This window comes from Amycolatopsis sp. GM8 (genome assembly GCF_021653975.1).
Classification (GTDB): Bacteria; Actinomycetota; Actinomycetes; order Mycobacteriales; family Pseudonocardiaceae; genus Amycolatopsis_E.
In genome coordinates, this window is record NZ_JAJKFK010000012.1 from 149069 (window position 1) to 168012 (window position 18944).

The 18944-nt window shown below is 68.6% G+C and carries 13 protein-coding genes; 6 read left to right on the forward strand and 7 right to left on the reverse strand.

Annotated features, from left to right (window positions below; genetic code table 11):
* The first annotated feature begins 118 nt into the window (after positions 1-118).
* On the forward strand, positions 119-1120 hold the full coding sequence (locus LOZ83_RS37405; protein ID WP_236796613.1) for a hypothetical protein: 1002 nt from the start codon (positions 119-121) through the stop codon (positions 1118-1120).
* Positions 1121-1160: 40 nt separating this feature from the next.
* On the opposite strand, the gene LOZ83_RS37410 is transcribed toward LOZ83_RS37405, so the two are convergent.
* The 4 genes from LOZ83_RS37410 to LOZ83_RS37425 all read right to left on the reverse strand — a co-directional run bounded on the left by LOZ83_RS37410 (position 1161) and on the right by LOZ83_RS37425 (position 3164).
* Complete coding sequence (locus LOZ83_RS37410; RefSeq protein ID WP_236796614.1) at positions 1161-1394, reverse strand: hypothetical protein; 234 nt, start codon at positions 1392-1394, stop codon at positions 1161-1163.
* 81 nt (positions 1395-1475) lie between these two features.
* A complete protein-coding gene (locus LOZ83_RS37415; RefSeq protein WP_236796615.1) occupies positions 1476-1964 on the reverse strand; it encodes a hypothetical protein in 489 nt (162 codons plus the stop codon).
* Complete coding sequence (locus LOZ83_RS37420; protein WP_236796616.1) at positions 1961-2170, reverse strand: type II toxin-antitoxin system HicA family toxin; 210 nt, start codon at positions 2168-2170, stop codon at positions 1961-1963. The genes LOZ83_RS37415 and LOZ83_RS37420 overlap by 4 nt, the downstream gene beginning before the upstream one ends.
* Before the next feature lie 79 nt (positions 2171-2249).
* Complete coding sequence (locus LOZ83_RS37425; RefSeq protein ID WP_236796617.1) at positions 2250-3164, reverse strand: ribonuclease Z; 915 nt, start codon at positions 3162-3164, stop codon at positions 2250-2252.
* A 121-nt stretch (positions 3165-3285) separates the two neighbouring features.
* On the opposite strand from LOZ83_RS37425, the gene LOZ83_RS37430 reads away from it, so the two are divergent.
* Together LOZ83_RS37430 and LOZ83_RS37435 are read left to right on the forward strand one after the other, a co-directional pair.
* A complete protein-coding gene (locus tag LOZ83_RS37430) occupies positions 3286-3714 on the forward strand; it encodes a YciI family protein (RefSeq protein ID WP_236796618.1) in 429 nt (142 codons plus the stop codon).
* Positions 3715-3752: 38 nt separating this feature from the next.
* Positions 3753-4982: an RNA polymerase sigma factor gene (locus LOZ83_RS37435; protein ID WP_236796619.1), complete on the forward strand. Its 1230-nt coding sequence runs from the start codon at positions 3753-3755 to the stop codon at positions 4980-4982.
* A gap of 28 nt (positions 4983-5010) precedes the next feature.
* Here LOZ83_RS37435 and LOZ83_RS37440 read toward each other — a convergent pair whose 3' ends face one another.
* The gene (locus LOZ83_RS37440; protein ID WP_236796620.1) at positions 5011-5673 is read right to left on the reverse strand and encodes a rhomboid family intramembrane serine protease; all 663 of its coding nucleotides are present in this window, start codon (positions 5671-5673) and stop codon (positions 5011-5013) included.
* Positions 5674-5765: 92 nt separating this feature from the next.
* On the opposite strand from LOZ83_RS37440, the gene LOZ83_RS37445 reads away from it, so the two are divergent.
* Positions 5766-7265: an alpha/beta hydrolase gene (locus tag LOZ83_RS37445; RefSeq protein ID WP_236796677.1), complete on the forward strand. Its 1500-nt coding sequence runs from the start codon at positions 5766-5768 to the stop codon at positions 7263-7265.
* 559 nt (positions 7266-7824) lie between these two features.
* The gene (locus LOZ83_RS37450; protein ID WP_236796621.1) at positions 7825-9504 is read left to right on the forward strand and encodes an SDR family oxidoreductase; all 1680 of its coding nucleotides are present in this window, start codon (positions 7825-7827) and stop codon (positions 9502-9504) included.
* Between the two features lie 13 nt (positions 9505-9517).
* Here LOZ83_RS37450 and LOZ83_RS37455 read toward each other — a convergent pair whose 3' ends face one another.
* Positions 9518-14464 (reverse strand): RHS repeat-associated core domain-containing protein, encoded by a 4947-nt coding sequence (locus tag LOZ83_RS37455; protein ID WP_236796622.1) that lies wholly within the window; start codon positions 14462-14464, stop codon positions 9518-9520.
* A 158-nt stretch (positions 14465-14622) separates the two neighbouring features.
* Here LOZ83_RS37455 and LOZ83_RS37460 point away from each other — a divergent pair, with 158 nt between their 5' ends.
* Positions 14623-15453 carry a phosphoribosylaminoimidazolesuccinocarboxamide synthase gene (locus LOZ83_RS37460; RefSeq protein ID WP_236796623.1) on the forward strand — a complete coding sequence of 277 codons (831 nt, stop codon included), beginning with the start codon at positions 14623-14625 and terminating at the stop codon, positions 15451-15453.
* 58 nt (positions 15454-15511) lie between these two features.
* Here the strand turns inward: LOZ83_RS37460 and LOZ83_RS40645 are convergent, their stop codons facing one another.
* On the reverse strand, positions 15512-18922 hold the full coding sequence (locus tag LOZ83_RS40645) for a choice-of-anchor D domain-containing protein (RefSeq protein ID WP_236796624.1): 3411 nt from the start codon (positions 18920-18922) through the stop codon (positions 15512-15514).
* Positions 18923-18944 lie beyond the last annotated feature (22 nt).

Genomic DNA, 18944 nt, shown 5'->3' on the forward strand with positions numbered 1-18944 from the left:
CCCGCGGTGATCAAGGCGGGGGTGCCTGCCTCTTGACTTCCCTCCGGCCCCGTCTGCACACTTGGGTTCACTGAATGGCACAGCGGTTTCAATTACCCCTGAGTGCGAGGAGACGGTGATGGCTGTCGGATTCCGGTCTTTTCTGCATGTCACGCCCGGTCAGCAGCTGCTCGGCACCGTCATCGAACACCTCGTCAGGTGGCTCGCGACGAAGGAGATCCACCTCGAGGCCGGCCGCGCGGGGCAGTACGTGCTGGATCACGACGATCTGGTCACGGTGCTGAACAGCCGGGCCGGTGGGGGGCAGCTGTACCAGTGGCGGCGGCAGCACCCGGACGCGCAGCCGCGGGATGTCTGGCGCACCACGATTTCCGTGCTGGAGCGGCCGGATTCGCCGGGCTGGATCTGGACCGAGATCGAGACACGGGACGACGGCACGGGGCTCGGCGAGGCCCCGTTCAACCGGTGCATGTCGGTGCCGAGCGTGTTGCGCGGGCTACTCGGGGAGCTGGAGGTGTGCGACGGCCGGACCGAGGTGACGCCGAGCCCGCAGTGGGTCGCACTCGGCCACTTGCCCGACCTGATGGACTACCTGGCCGACGAGACCCGCCGCGGGCCGGTGTACATGCTCAGCCAGGGGCACCAGCCGCGCGAGGAATTCGAGCGGTGGGCGCGGGAAGTGACGTGGCACCTGGTCGGGATGGGCAGCGCTTTCCTGCTCGACCCGGCCGTCGAGGCGGGCTTCAACGAGATGGTGGGCGCGGCGCACGCGGTCCCGCCGGGGACGATGCGCACCTACCTGCCGGACGTGGACCTCGACAACCCGGAAGACCCGCTGCGGCACCGGATCCTGGGCCGCACCCGGATCACGGCGACCGATACCCGGCAGCTGGCCCGCATGCTGGGCCGCGCCGAACGCGACCGCGCCGCCCGCCAGCCGATCCCACTCGAAGCACGGGAACTGATGCACACCTACGAGCCGACGCCGCTCCCGGTGTCCTGGCGCGACCAGCAGCGCCTGGTGATGGACCTCCAAGCGGAAAACGAACGCCTCCGCGAGGCCCTCCTCGCGCGGCCCCACCTCCACGTCGCCCGCCACCCCGAACTCACGGCCTCGTAACGCCCGGCGAGTCCGACACTCACGACGCCGAGTCCGACACTCACGCCAGTGAGTTTGCTTGCCACGACGCCGAGTTTGCCTGCTGCGTCGGTGAGTTTGCGCGCCGCGTTGGCGACTTTGCCTGCCACGTCGGCGAATTTGCGCGCCACGTCGGCGAGTTGCGCGCCGCGCCGCTGAGTTTGCGCGCCGCGTCGCCGAATTTGCTTGCCACGACACCGAGTTTGCGCGCTGCGTCGCCGAATTTGCGCCCTGCGTCGGTCAGTTTGCTCGCCACGTCGGCGAGTTTGCCTGCCACGTCGGCGAGTTGCGCGCCGCGCGGCGGCGCAGCGTTGGTTTACTTGGAGCCGCCAGTGGATCAGCGTCCCGCGGCAGGCTTTTTCTGCTGGCCGGTGCGGCCCGCCTTGGTCACGGCTGCTCGGGCGACGACCTGACCGCCGCGTACGGCCTTGGCCGCCGCCGCTGTCGAGGACGAGCCGATCAGCTGGCTGACGCGTTGCGGAGTCAGGCCGAGCACCACCGCGATTTCGCGCCCGGACAAACCGGTTCGCTCCAGGTTCCTGGCCACCTCACGTTGTTTCGCGGCCGCCTCGCGCTGCTGACGTTCCGCATCTTTGACCTGGGCACGGGCAATCCTGACCTGCTCCGCCAATTCGTCGTCGAGCTGCGGCACGACGTGCACGTCGAAAGCCTTCTCGTCGTCGAGATCGAGCGCGAACGCGATGTACTCCCGTGCGGTGGTTTCCGCTTTGGACAAGGACGCGGTCTGCGTGACGCCGACACCCTCGATGTGAAGTTCCCAGCCGCGTGCCCAGCGCTTGGCAACGACGGTGTAAGTATCGGTCACTGTAACCATCCCTCCGGCAGGCAGTCCAGCTTCTTGATGATGTCCCGGATGACTCCGGGCGAGACGATGGTGTGGTTCGGGACGATCGCCTGATGCTTTCCGCACGGACACAGCCACTTCTCGTGACTTCCGCGAGTTCCCTTGTGCCCGGCGCCCTGATCGAGGAGCGCCCGCTGCACCTCCCGACACCTCATCGCCTTCACCATGCAATGTAATCTAGGGCGTCTAGACGCGCAACGTCTAGACGCCCTAGATGACTTTACCCGGACCGGTGAAAACCGCGGCTCAACGGCGCTTCGGCATGCTGACCCGGCTCAGGTCGGCGGCCACTACGACCTCGCCGCCGAAGATTTCTCTTGCTTCTTCGTAGAACTTGGTCGGGTCGTCGTAGCGTTGCGAGAAATGGGTGAGCACCAGTTTGCCCACCTTGCTCTCCGCCGCGACCCGCGCCGCCTGGCGGGCCGTCAGGTGGCCGTACTCCTCCGCCAAGGCGGCGTCTTCGTCGAGGAAGGTCGACTCGATCACCAGCAGGTCCGCCCGGTCCGCCAGCTCGTACACCCCGTCGCACAGCCGCGTGTCCATCACGAACGCGAACCGCTGGCCGCGGCGGACCACGCTGACCTGCTCGACCGACACCGTCCGGCTGCCGAACCGCAACGAGCCCGCCCGCTGCAGCTCGCCCACCTCCGGGCCGGTGATTCCGAAGCGCGCCAGCAACTCCGGCATCATCCGCCGCCCGCCCGGTTCGACCAGCTGGTACCCGAACGACTCCACCGGATGGTCCAGCCGCCGCGCCCGCAGCTCACCGAACTCACCCGTCGCGATCACGCCGTCGGCCGAAACCGGCTCCTCGACGATCGAAGCCGTCTCGTGGAACACGCTCGCATGCCGCAGCCGGTCGAAGAACACCTGTCCCGACAACGGGTAGTGCGCGTGCACCGGATGCGACACCCCGTCCAGCGACAGCCGTTGCACCACGCCGGGCAGCCCCAGGCAGTGATCGCCGTGAAAATGGCTCAGGCAGATCCGGGTGATCGCCGACGCCGGCACCCCCGCGAACAGCATCTGCCGCTGCGTGCCCTCGCCGGGGTCGAACAGGAACCCCTCCCCGTCCCAGCGCAGCAGATAACCGTTGTGGTTTCGGGTACGGCCGGGCACCTGACTAGCGGTCCCCAGCACAACCAGCTCGCGGACGGACACCTGACCAACCGTAGTCGGTCCGGGGTGTGCCGAGAAAAATCTTGAAGGACGTGTCGATCCGGCCCCTGCTCGTTCGACGCTCCAGGTGAAGGCACAAGCTACGAGTTCGAGGAGCGAGACGATGCGATTCATGGTCCTGATCAAGGCCACCGCCGAGTCCGAAGCCGGCGTGATGCCCAGCGCGGAGTTGCTCGAGGCGATGGGCCAATACAACGAAGAGCTGGTCAAGGCGGGCGTGATGCTCGCCGGCGACGGGTTGCACGCCAGCTCGAAGGGCGCCCGGGTGCGGTTCGAGGGCGACCAGCGCACGGTCATCGACGGGCCGTTCGCGGAGACGAAGGAACTGCTCGCGGGCTTCTGGATCCTCGACGTCAAGTCGCGCGAAGAGGCGATCGAGTGGGTCAAGCGCATCCCGAACGACCCGATCGGGCGAGGCGAGACGACCGAGGTCGAGATCCGTCAGGTCGTCGAGGCCGAGGACTTCACCGACGTCACGCCGGACATCCTGGCCCAGCAGAAGCGGCTGCGTGAGCAGCTCGGCGGTAACTGACTTGCCCGATTCGTCCGGAGGTGGTGTGCTCGGGGGCCGTGACGGCCTCCGACACCCACCGGACGATCGACGCGGTCTGGCGCATCGAGTCGGCGAAGATCATCGGTGCGCTCACCCGCATGCTGCGCGACATCGGCCTGGCCGAGGAGCTGGCGCAGGACGCGCTGGTCGCCGCGCTCGAACAGTGGCCCGAGTCCGGCGTCCCGCAGAACCCGGGCGCGTGGCTGATGACGACCGCCAAGCGCCGCGCCATCGACCGCATTCGCCGCGACAAGACGCTGGAACGCAAGCAGGAGGAGCTGGGCCGCGACCTGCCTGTCCAGGAGCCCGGGCACGAGCCGGACGAAGTCGACGACGACGTGCTGCGCCTGATGTTCACCGCCTGCCACCCGGTGCTGTCGACCGAGGCGCGCGTCGCGCTCACCCTGCGGCTGCTCGGCGGCCTCACCACCGACGAGATCGCCCGCGCCTATCTCGTCACGGAATCGACTGTGGCGCAACGGATCGTGCGCGCCAAACGCAGTCTCGCCAAGGCGAAGGTACCGTTCGAGGTACCTAGTGGCGACGAGCTCGCGCCCCGGCTTTCGTCGGTGCTCGAAGTCGTCTACCTGATCTTCAACGAGGGCTACTCGGCGACCGCGGGCGACGACTGGATGCGCCCAGGCCTGTGTGAGGACGCGATGCGGCTCGGCCGGATCCTCGCCGCGCTGGAGCCGAGGCAAGCCGAGGTGCACGGACTGGTCGCACTGATGGAGATCCAGGCGTCCCGCTCGCGTGCCCGGTCCGGCCCGGACGGCGAGCCCATCCTGTTGCTGGAGCAGAACCGCGCGTTGTGGGACCGGCTGCTGATCGGGCGCGGGCTGCGGGCGCTCGCGCGGGCCGAGGAACTCGGCGGCGGCCCGTACACCGTGCAGGCCGCGATCGCCGCTTGTCACGCCCGCGCGGCCAAGCCCGAGGACACCGATTGGGTGCGGATTTCGGCGCTGTACGAGGCGTTGGGTCGGCTGATGCCGTCACCGGTCGTCGAGCTGAACCGGGCGGTCGCGGTGTCCATGGCGTTCGGCCCGATCGTGGCCCTGAAACTCGTCGAGGAGCTGGCCGACGAGCCGTCGATGCGGCAGTACCACCTGCTGCCGAGCGTCCGCGGCGACCTGCTCGCGAAGCTCGACCGCCCGGCGGAAGCCCGCGCCGAGTTCGAACGGGCCGCGTCGATGACCCGTAACGCCCGTGAGCGGGAGCTGCTGCTCAAACGCGCTGCCGAGTGCTAACGCCAGCCCCTCGCCCGACCACCGCCCCTCATTGAGGCGCTTCGCGCCGCGGTATTTCCGGCCTGTCGATGAGCGTCGTCGCGCCGGTCTCGACGGTCTTCTTCGGCCGCCGCTCGCGGAACAGCCAGCCGCCCACCACACCGGCGATGAACCCGAACAGGTGAGCCTGCCAGCCGATGCCCTCGCCCGCGGGGATCAGCAGGGAGAACTGGTAGGCGAAGCACAGGGCCATCACCAGCCCGATCACGAGGTCGATCGGCCGCCGGTCGAACAGCCCGCGCACGATGATGTAGCCGAAGTAGCCGAACACGACGCCGCTCGCGCCCGCCCCGACCGTGCCCGCGCCGGCGGTGAACCACGCGCCGAGCCCGCTGCTGATCACGATCAGCGTGGTCACCCCGAGGAATTTCTTCACGCCCCGGTAGGCGGCGAGGAAGCCGAAGATGAACAGCGGGCCGGAGTTGCCCTCGATGTGTGCCCAGCTGAAGTGCAGGAACGGGGCGCTCAGGATCTCCGGGAGGGAACCGATCTCCCGTGCGCGGATGCCGTATTCGAAGCTCAGCTCGTACCCGAGCGCGGCGTTGACGATCTGCACGATCCACAGCACGACCAGGATGCCGACCATGACCCACAGCGCCTTGCGGGCCTCGGCAAGCAACGCTTCGGCGTCCTCGCCGCGCGGCATGCTCATTCGCCCTCCCGTGTCCGGTTTCGGTCAGGGTAACGGACATACCTACTTCCGGCGGGTCCCGATCGGGAGGATCCGGGCTACCGTTGCGCCGCGTGAAGCGTCTCGTGGCCCTCGCGGCGTCCGCACTGACCGTGGCTTCGATCGTGACGGCGGCGCCCGCCGTCGCGGCCGCGGAATCCATCACCTGGGGTCCGTGCACGGATCCGACCCTCGTCGCCGCCGGTGGCGAATGCGGTTACCTGTCCGTCCCGGTGGACTACGACCACCCTGGCGGCAAGAAGATCCAGCTCGCCGTCGGCCGGGTCAAGCACAAGGTGCCCGACTCGCAGTACCAAGGTGTCATGCTCACCAATCCCGGTGGGCCCGGCGGTTCTGGTCTGTACCTCGCGGCGCGGGGCGGGAACCTGCCGAACCACGCCGGCGACGCCTACGACTGGATCGGCTTCGATCCGCGGGGTGTCGGCTCGAGCAAGCCCGCGCTCTCGTGTGATCCGCTGTACATGGACTACAACCGGCCGAACTACCTGCCGATCACGCCGAACCTGGAGCAAACTTGGCTCCAGCGCTCGAAATCCTATGCGGATGCGTGCGCGCAGAAGAACGATCCGGCGTTGTTGCAGCACATGAAGACCGTCGACACCGTCAAGGACATGGACTCGATCCGCGCGGCGCTCGGCGTCCAGCAGGCCAGTTTCTATGGATACTCCTACGGCACCTATCTCGGGCAGGTGTACGGCACGCTGTTCCCGAACCGGGTGCGGCGCATGGTTCTCGACAGCAATGTGGACCCGCGTTATGTTTTTTATCAAGCTAATCTGAACCAGGATCTCGGTTTCGATCGCAATATCCAGATCTGGTCCGACTGGGTCGCCAAATACGATTCGGTTTACCATCTGGGTACTACTGGTACCGCCGTGAAGCATTTGTTCGACGAGCAACTGGCAAAGCTTTCGTTCCAGCCGGCGGGCGGCGTGATCGGGCCGGACGAATGGCTCGACGTTTTCCTGCAGGCTTCGTACTATCAGCTACGGTGGACGACGCTCGGCGACGCCTTCTCGAAGTTCGTCAACAATGGTGACTGGCAGACGATGAAGTCACTGTTCGAGTCTTTCGGCGGCCGAGGCGACGACAATGGGTTCGCGGTATATTTGGCGGTGCAGTGCACCGATGTACAGTGGCCGACGAACTGGAACCAGTGGCGTTTCGACAACTGGCGCACGTTCGAGCAGGCGCCATACTTCACCTGGATGAACGCGTGGTACAACGCGCCCTGCATATACTGGCCGGCGAAGGCGGGCAAGCCGGTGAACGTCAATGGCAGCAAGGTGCACAATGTGCTGCTGATCGACGAAACCCTTGACGCCCCAACACCTTACGAAGGCAGCCTCGAAGTCCGGAAACGCTTCCCCGGTGCGGTCCTCATCGCCGAGCCGGGCGGTACCAGCCACGCAATCACCCCACGCGGCAACGCCTGCGTGGACGACAAGATCGCGGATTACCTACTCACCGGAAACCTCCCCGCACGAAAACCGGGAAACAAGGCAGACGTCCTATGTGACCCATTGCCACAACCGGTGCCGAAGGCGCCGTAAAGGCGGCAGGCAGCGAAAGCCGACGGGCCGAGTTGGGTGGTCATCCCGTCGCCTGAAACAGGAACGATCACTTTTCGTCAGGGCCGCAACATCCCTGCACGGCGTGCAGCCGAGAACACAAAGCTTGCGGCCCTGAGGAAAAGTGATATTCGTAAACCGCAGGCGACGGGATGACCACCCAACTCAACCACCCACCCAAGGTGAGATCCCCTGGGCCCCCTCATCCCGGAGCCAGCCCGCCGGCGAGGCATCTTTTTCTTTTGTCTTTGACTTTTGGGTCTTTCGGGTGCCCTGCCGGGCTGTGTGGGAACCGGGCGCAAGGCGCCCTCGACCCAGCGTGGGCCCTCCCCCGCCCCGATCTTTTAGTGTTCGCGGATGGAGGAGTTCGTCAAGGCGGGAAAGAGTACCTTGACGAACTCCTCCATCCGCAAGGGCGGCTTGGGATCGGGGTGGGGGAGGGAGTGGGCGGTGTTGGTGGCTGGGTTGTGGTGCCGGGTGCCGGTTGTGAAAGGAAGGAAACGCTTGACTGTTACCCGGGGTCACAGTTACTTTCGGTAGCATGAGAACGGTGGTGTCCGGCGGGGTCCGGCTCGCGGTGTTCGAAGAGGGGCCGTTGGACGCGCCCACGGTGTTGCTCGTGCACGGTTATCCGGACACGCACACGGTGTGGGACGACGTCGCCGCCGTGCTGGCGGACCGCTTTCATGTGGTCCGCTACGACGTTCGGGGCGCTGGGCAGTCCGATGTGCCGCGCGACCAGGCGGCGTACCGACTCGAGCATTTGTCCGACGACCTGTTCGCTGTCGCCGACGCGGTGAGCCCGAACCAGCCGGTACACATCGTGGCCCACGACTGGGGATCGATCCAGTCCTGGGAGGCGGTCACCGAGCCAGGCGCACACGAGCGGATCGCGTCGTTCACCTCGATCTCCGGGCCATGCCTGGACCACGTGGCCTACTGGATGCGGCGACGCCCGACGCCTCGACATCTCCGGAAGGTGCTCAGCCAGCAGTTGCATTCCTGGTACATCATGGCATTCCAAGTGCCAGTACTGCCAGAACTGTTGTGGCGCACCGTCCTCACGAAGCGCTGGCCATTGTTCCTCAGCGCACTCGAAAACGTACCGCCCCGCGCAGGGCATCCCGCACCAACTATGGCATCCGACGCCGCGCACGGGGTTTCCTTGTACCGCGCCAACTTCCGGCCCCGGCTGAGCCACCCGCGCGAACGGCACACGCAGGTCCCGGTGCAGGTAATAATGCCAACCGCCGACCGCTACGCCACCCCGGCGCTGGCCGAGGGTCTCGAACGATGGGTGCCGCGCCTATGGCGCCGGCGCCTCCACGCCGGGCACTGGTCCGCACTGCTGCGCGACGGAGCCCAGGTCGCGCGGATGGTCACCGAACTGATCGACCACCTCGGCGGAGCGCCCGAGACCCGAAGCCTGAGCCGCGCCCGCACGGAAACCCCGCCGCTCGTGGTGGTCACCGGCGCGGGCAGCGGGATCGGACGGGCCACCGCGCAAGCGTTCGCGGCGACCGGCGCGGAGGTCGTCGTCTGCGACATCGACGAGGAAGCCGCGAAAGCCACGGGCGGGCACGCGTACCAGGTCGACGTGTCCGACGAGGCGGCCATGCGCAAGTTCGCCGACGAGGTCGTCGCGCGGCACGGCGTGCCGGACATCGTGGTGAACAACGCCGGCATTGGGCACGCGGGCAGTTTCCTTGCCACCACAACGGAAGAGTGGCACCGCGTGCTCGACGTGAACCTGTGGGGCGTGATCCACGGATGCCAGGTGTTCGGGCGGCTGATGGCCGAGCGCGGCGAGGGCGGGCACATCGTGAACGTCGCGTCCGCGGCCGCCTACCTGCCGGTGAAGTCGCTGGCCGCGTACTCGACGAGCAAGGCCGCGGTGCTGATGCTGTCGGACTGCCTGCGCGCCGAGGTGAGCGCCCGCGGGATCGGAGTCTCGACCATCTGCCCCGGCCTGATCACCACGAACATCACCCGCACCACCACGTTTTCCGGCGTCGACGCGGCCGAACAGGAACGCAAGCGGGCCGGCGCGACGAAGGCCTACCAGCGCCGCAACTTCGGCCCGGAGAAGGTGGCGGCGCAGATCCTGCGCGCGGTCGCCACCGGAAAGGCGACCGTCCCGGTCACCCCCGAGGCCAAAGCAGGCCTCGTACTGGCCCGGCTTTCGCCCGCGACGCTAAGGGCGGCGGTGCGCCACAGCTAGCGCACGGTCCCGGTTACCACCGACGCCCGTAGACGTTGGAACTGCTGCTGTTGGAGTATCCACCGCCCCCCGAGCTGCTGTTGCTGCGCCCGAATGACGGGTAGGGCTGATAACCGGAACTGCTCGACTGCCTGCGAATCGGCCCGGGCCCCGAAGGCGTATAGGCGGTCGGCGGCCGGTACGACGACGGCGGGTAGTACCTCGACGACGAGGAGGACGAGGCCGGTGGCCGCGTCGACGAGGACGGGGGCGGCACCTTCTCCCACGACGACCAGGGCCCACCCTGGCTGCTGAAGCCCGGGTCCTGACGATCCCAGTAGCTGCGGTGCCCACCGGAGCTGGGCCCGGGGCTCGTGTAGCGCGGCTCGCTGGCACCGCTCGCGTCCGAGCGCCCGCGGTCTTCGATGCCGTGGTAGGTGCTGGTCTCCCGGTTGTGCGAGAAGTTGCTCGCCCGGGTCTGGTCCATCCCGCCGGTGTTCCAGTGTGTGCTCGCGGACGGCTCGTGGCCGAGCACACCGCTGGAGTGACCGGTGATGATGCCGGTGTCCGATCCGCCCGGGGTGGTCGCGCGGAATCGCCGGTTGGGGTCCATCAGCCAGTCCCGCTGCTCGGTCCGGCTCAGGTTCGGCGGCTCGGGTGACACCGCCGCGCGCTGCCACAACGGCAGCATCGCACTGTGACTGTGTGACGGGTTGTCGTATCCCGCGGCATGCCGGCGATTGGCACCGGCGTACGCCCCGCCCGGCGGGCGCGCCTCGTAGACGGATCCGCCGGGCGACGTCTCACGCCGCGCCAGCGACGGGGTCGTGCCGCTGCCGGTGTTGCGCCGCCGGCGGCCGCTGCTGCTGCCACTGCTGCTGTTGCCACAGCCCTTCAGCCCCAGCGGGTCCATCGCCACCAGGGGGTTGCTGACGTAGGCCTGGGGATCCGGCCCGCCGGTCAGCCCGAGCGGGTCGGAGCTGAGGTACCGCGCGAGCGACGGGTCGTAGTAGCGGTGGAAGTTGTAGTGCAGCCCGGTCTCGGCGTCGAAATACTGTCCCGGGTAGCGCAGCGGAATGTCCGCTCCGGCCACGTTCTCCCCCACCGTCGAGCCGAAGAGGCTCATCCGGGCGAGCGGCACGACACCGCCCTGCTCGTCCAGCAGCTCCGCCGGCGCCCCCGACGAGTCGACGACGACGGCGTGGAACCGCTCCTCCGTCCACTGTGGACCGCCGCGGTTCGCGCGCTGCCGCTGCAGCATCGGGCTGACACCGTCGAGCTCGTAGTCCCACACCGTGATCTCGGTGCCCTCCGGGCCCGAGCGAATCTCCTCGACGAGCGTCTGGTCGTCCCACACGAAGTCGACGCGGCCCACGACGGTCGCTCCGTCGCGCGCGACGTGCTCCTTGCGGACGCGCCGGCCGAGCGGGTCGTAGGTGTAGCGCCACTCGTCGCCCTCGGGGGTGCGCACCGCGACGAGGTGATCGTGCGCGTCCCACCGGTAGTGCCAGGTGGCGCCGTTCTCGTGCTCGCGCCGGATCAGCCGGCCGTTGCCGTCGTGCGTGTAGCGCTCCCGGCCCGCGGCCGTCACCAGCGCCCCCGACATCGTGCGCGCGCCACGGGTGTCCGCGGTGGTCTGCGACGGCCACTCCGCCCCGGCGATCCGGCCCGCGGCGTCGTAGGCGTACTGCTCGGTCCACTGCGGCGTCCACACATCGGTGACGCGGCCGAGCTCGTCGAGCCCGAACTCGCGCGGGCCCGCCAGCCGGTCGTGCACGTGGGTGGGCAGGCCGTCGCCGCGGTAGAGGTAGGTCCGTTCCTGCCGCAGGTCACCCGCCGCGCCGCGCACGGCCTGCGTCGCGATCTGCCCGCCCGGCGTCCATGACTGCGTCAGCGCGGCACCGGAACCCAGCACCCGGCGGGTCTCGCGGCCCGCGAGGTCGTGCTCGAAGCGCAGCGAACGAGCGCCCGCGCGGACGACCGAGGGCAGCCCGGCGTCGTCGTATTCCCAGGTGGTCTCCGCGCCCGCGGGGGTCACCCGCCGCACGCGGCGGCCGGCCGCGTCGTACTCCGAGTGCACCGTGCGGCCGTTGACGGACTCGGCCAGCACCCGGCCGGTCAGGTCACGCCGGTACTCGACGCGGGTGGTCCCGTCGTCCACCGACAGCAGATGTCCCCCGGCGTCGTAGGCGAACCGGGTGCGCACCCCGCCGGCGACGGACTCGACGACCTCGCCGAGCGCGTTGCGGGTGAACGCGATGGTCTCGCCCGCACCGTTGGTGACCTGGCTCAGCTGCCCGGCGGCGTCATAGCGGTAGCTCAGGGTGACGCCCGAGAAGTCGGTCTCGGACACGAGATTGCCCGCCGGGTCGTACTCGTAACGCCAGACCTCGCCGGTCTCGTTGGTCACCGAGGTGAGCCGCAGCTGCTGGTCGTAGCTGAACCCGACCTGGCTGCCATCCGGGTTGACCTGGCTCGACGGCAGGTCGAAGTGCGTCGGCTCGGCGCGGGTCACCGCACCGACACGGCCGGCGTGCACCCGGTTGTTGCCCTCGCCGTCGTAGATCCACCGCTCGACGGTGCCGTCGGCGTGCTGGTGCCAGGCCGGCAGGCCGTCCGGGGTGTAGCCGAAACGCTCGACGGCGCCGGTCGGCTCGCCGACCGCGGCGAGGCGGCCCAGCGCGTCGCGCTCGTACCGCGTCGTCGCGCCGCCGGCGTCGGTGACGGCGATCGGCAGCCCGGCCGCGTCGCAGGCGACCGTCTGGGTAACCCCGGCCGGGTCGGTGACCGCGGCGAGGTGCCCCAGGCCGTCGTACTCGTAGGTGGTGGTGGCGCCATCCGGTTCGGTCCGGCTCAGCACGTTGCCGCGGTCGTCGTACTGCCACGTCACCACGACACCGGGGGCCTCGACCATGCGCACCGGGAGGCCGAACGTGTCGCGCTCGATCTCGATCCGGTGGCCGTCCGGGCGCAGCACCGCCACCACGTTGCCCAGCTCGTCGTAGGTGAACGAGGTGCTGCGGCCGAGCGGGTCGGTCTCCCGCAGCAGCCGGTCGTGCGCGTCCCACTCGTACGCCGTCGCGTGGCCGAGCTCGTTCACCTCGCGCACCACCTGGTTGCGGGCGTTGAGGTGGAACTGTTTGGTGTGCCCCAACGCATCGGTGGTGCGGGTGATCCGGTTCGCGGTGTCGTATTCGAGCGTGCCGGTGAGCGCGTCGCCGGAGCCCTCGGTGCGCACGACCCGGCCGCGCTCGTCGTAGTGGTAGCGGTACCACTCGCCGTTGCGGTCGACCCATTCCACGATCCGGCCGCGGCGGTCGTAGTGGTAGTGGAACGGAATGCCCGAGGGGTTGGTGACCTCGGTGAGGTTCCCGTCGGTGTAGCCGTAGGAGACGAGCTTCAGTTCCTCGCCGTCGGGGGCGACGGCGTACAGCGCGGTGATGCGGCCGTCCTCGATGTCGAAGCGCACCCGGTGCCCGCCGCTGTGCCAGATCTCGCGCGGCGTCCCGTCGTCGTCGCGCACGAAGGCGTAGTGGTTGCCGTTGCGGTCCGACACCGACGCGAGTGGCAGCACGCCGTTGCCCGGCGCGAAGTACAGCACCCGCCCGAGGTCGCGGTCCTCGATGACATAGCCGCCGTCGGGGGTGCGCGCGAGCGCCCGCGTAGCCCCGTACTCCGGCAGGACCCAGTTGTCGTCCGCCGGCCACGCGAACTGCTGGATCGTGCCGTCCGCCGCCGCGAAGGCGATGCCGCCCGGGTACACCTCGAGCCGCTGGTCGGCGGTGGACATCCAGGCACCGCCGAGGAGACGGCCCGCGCGGTGACCGGAGAAGTGCGTGCGCTCGAACACCAGCGGCAGCACGCCAGCGAGTTCGGCGTCGATCTCGCTGAAGACGAGCTGCCCGGTGGACACGTCGATGGGGTCGAACTCGCATTTGACGTTGTCGGGGGAGCGCGGGTTGCCACCTTCGTCGGCAAGCGAGCGCGAGTTGGTGGCGCCGCGCGTACCCGCGCCGGACGGTGTGGTCGGCGCGTCGTCGAGACCCCGCGACGCGGTACCACCCGGCACGGTTCCGGTGGGCACGTCGTCGACGCCGCGCGCCCCGCTCGGGGTGGCGCCGCCGCCCGGGCTCGGCGGTTCGTCGATCGATTTCGCACCGGACGGCACGGTGTCCGATTTCGCGCCGGAAGGCAGCGTGTCGATCTTGCTCGGGGTCGTCTTCGCGCTGGGCTTGATGCCTTTCAGCGCCTTCCCGGCGTCGGCGAACAGCTTGCTCGCCTTACCCAGCAGCTCGCCCAGGGCCTTGAGCGCCTTGGTGAGGTTCTTGATCAGCTCGGCGAGCTGCTTGGCGGTCTTCGCCACCAGGCTGACCACCTGGGGCACCACCCAGATCAGGCCGATGCCGAGGGTGAACAGCACCTGCAGCGCCCAGGACACCATGTGGCCGACGACCTGCGCGATGATGTCGCGCACCAGCATGCGGACGGCGGCCACGACCTCACCGGCGGTCTTCACCCCGCTCGCGGCGCCCTCACAGGCCTGCGCCGTACCCGCCAGCGTCTTGGCGACTTCCTCGGCCTGCTTGCGGTAGGCATCCGCGCCCGGCCCGGTCCAGGACTGCACATCGGCTTTGACCTGGTTCGCAAGGTCCGTGGAGACGTCGCCGACTTCCTTGGCGATGTTCTTCCAGGTCTCCGAATGCGCCGTGATCTGATCCGGATCGCCGGCCAGCGCGTCGAGCGCCTCCTTCAACGGGCCGACGTGCTCCATCAGCCAGCCGACGCCCGCGGCGAGGATCGACCCGAACGGGTCCGCGACGGCCGCGATCGCGTCCAGCCCCACACCCACGGCGCCCATCGCGACCGAAGCCCAGTCACCGGACTCGATCCCGTCCTTGATGGCCTGCCCGCCTTCGAGGAACGTGATTCCCGAAAGTGCCGTCGTTGAGTCCTGTTTCTGCGCCACCAACGGATTCGACATACGGGCACCACCTCATCGCGTTACACCCTGATTCAACCGGGTGTAGAAGTAACGGAACATCACTCAGTAGCGGGCAAGAGTAACTGCTCGTTCGCGGGCTCCCGCAAGCGGCCCGACCGAACGATCTGTCTCGTCCACGCCGTGCCTAGGATGAGCGAATGGAGCATGTGCACGCGGGCAAGGTTCGCGACCTCTATCGCGATGGCGACGACATCCTGCTCGTGGCGTCAGACCGGATCTCGGTCTACGACGTGGTGCTGCCCACGCCGGTGCCCGGCAAGGGCGCGCTACTCACCCAGCTGTCGAACTGGTGGTTTGAGTACTTCCGCGACGTCGTGCCCAATCACGTGCTGTCCACGACGGACGTTCCCGAGGAGTTCGCCGGCCGCGCGGTCCGGTGCCGGCCGCTGAAGATGGTGCAGGTCGAATGCATCGCGCGCGGCTACCTGGCCGGACTCGGCCTGCGCGAGTACCAGAAGTACGGCACCGTTTCCGGTGTCGCGCTGCCGCCCGGGCTCGAAGAGGGCAGCAAGCTGCCGGAGCCGATCTTCACGCCGACCACGAAGGCGAGCGAGGGGCACGACGAGTTCATCACGTTCGACGACGTGGTGAAACAGGAAGGCCAGGAGACCGCCGAGCGGCTGCGTGCACTGACCCTGGACATCTACCGTCGCGGCGCCGAGCACGCGGCGGGTCGCGGGATCATCGTCGCGGACACGAAACTGGAGTTCGGCTGGGATTCCGCGGGGGTGCTGACCCTCGGCGACGAGGTGCTCACGTCCGACTCGTCACGGTTCTGGCCGGCGGACCAGTGGGAGCCGGGACGCCCGCAGTACGCGTTCGACAAGCAGTTCGTCCGGGAGTGGGCGACGGGAACGGGCTGGGACAAGACCGAACCCGGCCCGGAAATCCCGGCGGACGTCGTCGAAGCGACGCGGCGCCGGTACACGGAAGCCTACGAGCGGATCACCGGCCGCACCTGCTCGTAACTGGTCCTAAAAGGACGGGGCTGCCCCGGAGAACATCCGAGGCAGCCCCGAAACCCGATCACCGGTAGGTGTCGACCACCGCGCCGTTGGAGAACCAGAACGTGATCCACCCGTGCACGAAGTCGTTCCGGCGCCCGCCGTCGATGCCGTACTCATCGGACGTCGGGTAGCCGAGCCGGCCCGCCTCCCAGCCCAGCGCCGCCCACTTCTGCCGGATCAGACCGTAGATCGCCGAGGCAGGCGTGCTCGGGCTCCAGTAGATCGAACCCTGCTTGCTGAAGTGGTTGTACCGGCCGATGCCGTCCGGCGTGGTCGACTCGTCGGTCACCGGGTACCCGAGCGGGCCCGCCTCCCAGCCGGTCGCCGCCCACTTGTCCCGGATCGCACCGTGGATCGACCACGGGCCGTTCGCCGGCGTCCAGTAGATCGAGCCGTTGTTGCTGAAGTGGTTGTACCGGCCCACCCCGTCCGGCGTGCCCTGTTCGTCGGTCACCGGATAGCCGAGCGGACCCGTCTCCCAGCCCAGCGCCGCCCACTTGGCCCGGATCTGACCCTGGATGGAATGCGCCCCGGTGTTCGGCGTCCAATAGATCGACGCACCGTCCGCCCGCGAGAAGTGGTTGAACCTCCCGACCCCATCCGGAGTCGTCAGCTCATCGGTCACCGGATAGCCGAGCGGACCCGTCTCCCAGCCCAGCGCCGCCCACTTGGCCCGGATCTGACCCTGGATGGAATGCGCCCCGGTGTTCGGCGTCCAGTAGATCGACGCACCGCCCCCGCCCGTGAAGTGGTTGTACCGGCCGACTCCGTCCGGCGTGCCCTGTTCGTCGGTGACCGGGTAGCCCAGGCTGCTCGCCGGGCCACCGACCGCCTTGTACTCGGTCAGAATCGCGCCCATCACCACATGCGGGCCGGTGGCCGCGGACCAGTAGATGGTGCCACCGCGGAAGTCCTGCGCCTCGCCGCCGTTGGCCGTCGGGTACTGCGCCGACACCGGGTCGCTCAGCACCGAACCGCGCGCACCACCGAGCTGGTTGTAGTAGTCGGTGATCGGGTCCGTGTTTCCTTGCAGGGTCACGTATTGCGCGCTCTGGCCGTCGTCGGCCGTGACCTCGTACGTCGCCGTCGCCGGGTTGGCGTCGGTCGGTGTGAAGGTCACGCTCTGCTGCAGCGAATCACCCGCCGAGATCGGCTGTCCCTCACCGAGCGGGCTCGCGCTGGAGAACACCCCTGCCGGCGCCTTCGCCTTCAGGATCTGCAACGGGATCGTGCCGGTGTTCGACACGGTGAACGACAGCGTCACCGACTGTCCAACCGGGACGGTGTGGAAGTCCAGCACCGCCGGTTCGAGCGTCAGATGCGCCTGCCCCGTCAAGGCGATACCGGTGACGGGCACCGTCACCGAACCCTGGTCGCTCGACACGACAAGCTGCGAACTGTTGACGGTCCCGGTGTCGGTGCCGTTGACCGGGGTGTAGGTGACCGGGATCGTCACGGACGCGCCCGCGGCCAGCACCGTGCCGGAGGCCGGCACATTGTCCACAGTGAACGGACCGGTCGGCGAAGTCACGCCGGTGATCGTCTCGGATGTCGTGCCCGTGTTGAGAATGTTGACGCTCAGTTCCTTCGCCGCGCCGGTGCGGACCTGTTGGAAGTCCAGCGACGCAGGTGTTGCGCCGAGACCGGGCTGGGTGCCCTGGCCGTGCAGGTCCATCGCGGTGTCACCGACGTTCGTGTGGAACGTCAGGCTGCCCGTCGACCCACCCCAAGTCGTTGGCGTGTAAGAGATCGGCACGTTCAGGGTCTGGCCCTTGACCAGGCTCACCGGCGTGGTGAGCGAGGACGTGAACGGCGCGTCCGCGGACACGCTGTTCACCGTGAGGTTCTGGTTCGCGGTGACCGTGACGGACGCGTTCGCCGTGCTGCCGACCGCGGCCGAGCCGAAGTCGTACGGTTTCGTCACCAGTGGTGAGGTGGTCGGCCGGCCGAAGCCGAGGACCTTGCCGTCGCGCGTGCCGACGTACACACGGCCGTTGTCGGTCGCGGGCACGGCGAACTTCACGGCCGTGCCGATCGGCGCGGAGTAGCGCATCTTCAGCACCCCGTTGACCGGCACCGGGTCATACGCGCGCAGCTGGGCGTTCGCGCCGTTCGGGCCGGTGCTGTAGATGACCCACACGAGCGCCGAGCCCGACGTGGTGCCGGTCGAGGTGACCACCGGCGAGCCCGAGGTGTAGCCGAAGTTGTCGCTCGTCGTGCCGACGGAGGTCAGCGACGGGCCGGTCGACGAGTACTTCAGCGCCCGCAACGGTCCGTTGCTGCCGACGACGTAGACGTAACCGCCGTCGCCGCCCCAGAAACCGGGGCGCCCCCACACGCCCTGGAACGGGCCTGCCATGTCGACGACCGCGTCGCCGCCGTTCGGCCCCTGCCCCGCCCCGCCGAGGTGATCGGCGTCGAGCAGGTAGATCCGGCCGTCCTTGCCGACCTGGACGACGAGGTGGGGATGCGCGCTGGTGCCGAAGTTCGACGGCAGCGCCATCGGGCCGCCCGAGCCCAGATCGGCGTCGTCCTGGTTGAGCTTGGTGCTGTCGTGCGGGCTGAAGAAGCTTTGCGGGGTAAGGGATCCGTCACTGTTGACCGCCAGCCGCACGACCGACTCACCGAGCGTCGCCGGCGGGGTGTCGCCGGGACCCGGCGCGGGTGCGATGCCGTTGCCGGTCGCGACGATGATGCGGCCGGACCCGTCGGACGTCAGGCCCGAGCCGGACTGCCAAATCCCGCCTTCGTCGGACGCGGCGGCCTCGGTGGCCCACATGGTGGTCTGGACCCCGCTCGACGCGTTGACACCCACGATGTAGCCGACGTACGGCGTGTAGTCGCAGTGGCTGGCGAACCCGGCGTAGACGACCCCGTCGAGCAACAGCAGGCCGGGGCGCTGCATCGCGGTCATCGGGTTGAACGGCACGTTCGGGTTGTTGGTCGGCGCGCCCTTGATCGTGGTCGGGAAGCCCGCTCGCTCGGCACCGGTCTTCGCGTCCAGCGCGTGCAGGTACCAGTGCGGGTGCTGGGGATCGGGCCCGTCGTTGACCTTCGAGGTCAGGTAGACGGTGCCGGTCGACGGGTCGTACACGGGCGTCGCACTGACACCGATCGTCGGCACGAGGTCACCGCAGTTGACGGTGGACACCGGCCACGCGGGTCCGAAGTTGACGCTCCAGCGCTGCGCGCCGGTCACCGCGTCGAGGCCGTAGACCTTGTTGTTCTCGGTCGCGGTGATCACGATGCCACCGGCCACCACCGGCTGGGCATAGACCTGACCGTCCACGCTCGCGGAGAACAGCTGGCCGAAGTCGGCGGCGCTCACCTGAGAGGGCACCAAGCCGGCTTCGTCGCTGTCCCAGCCGGTGCGCAGCGAGTCGTGCGCCGCCGTCGTGTTGTCGGCGAGGGCGCTGGGCGCGACGCACAACGCAACAAGAAGAGAAATTACG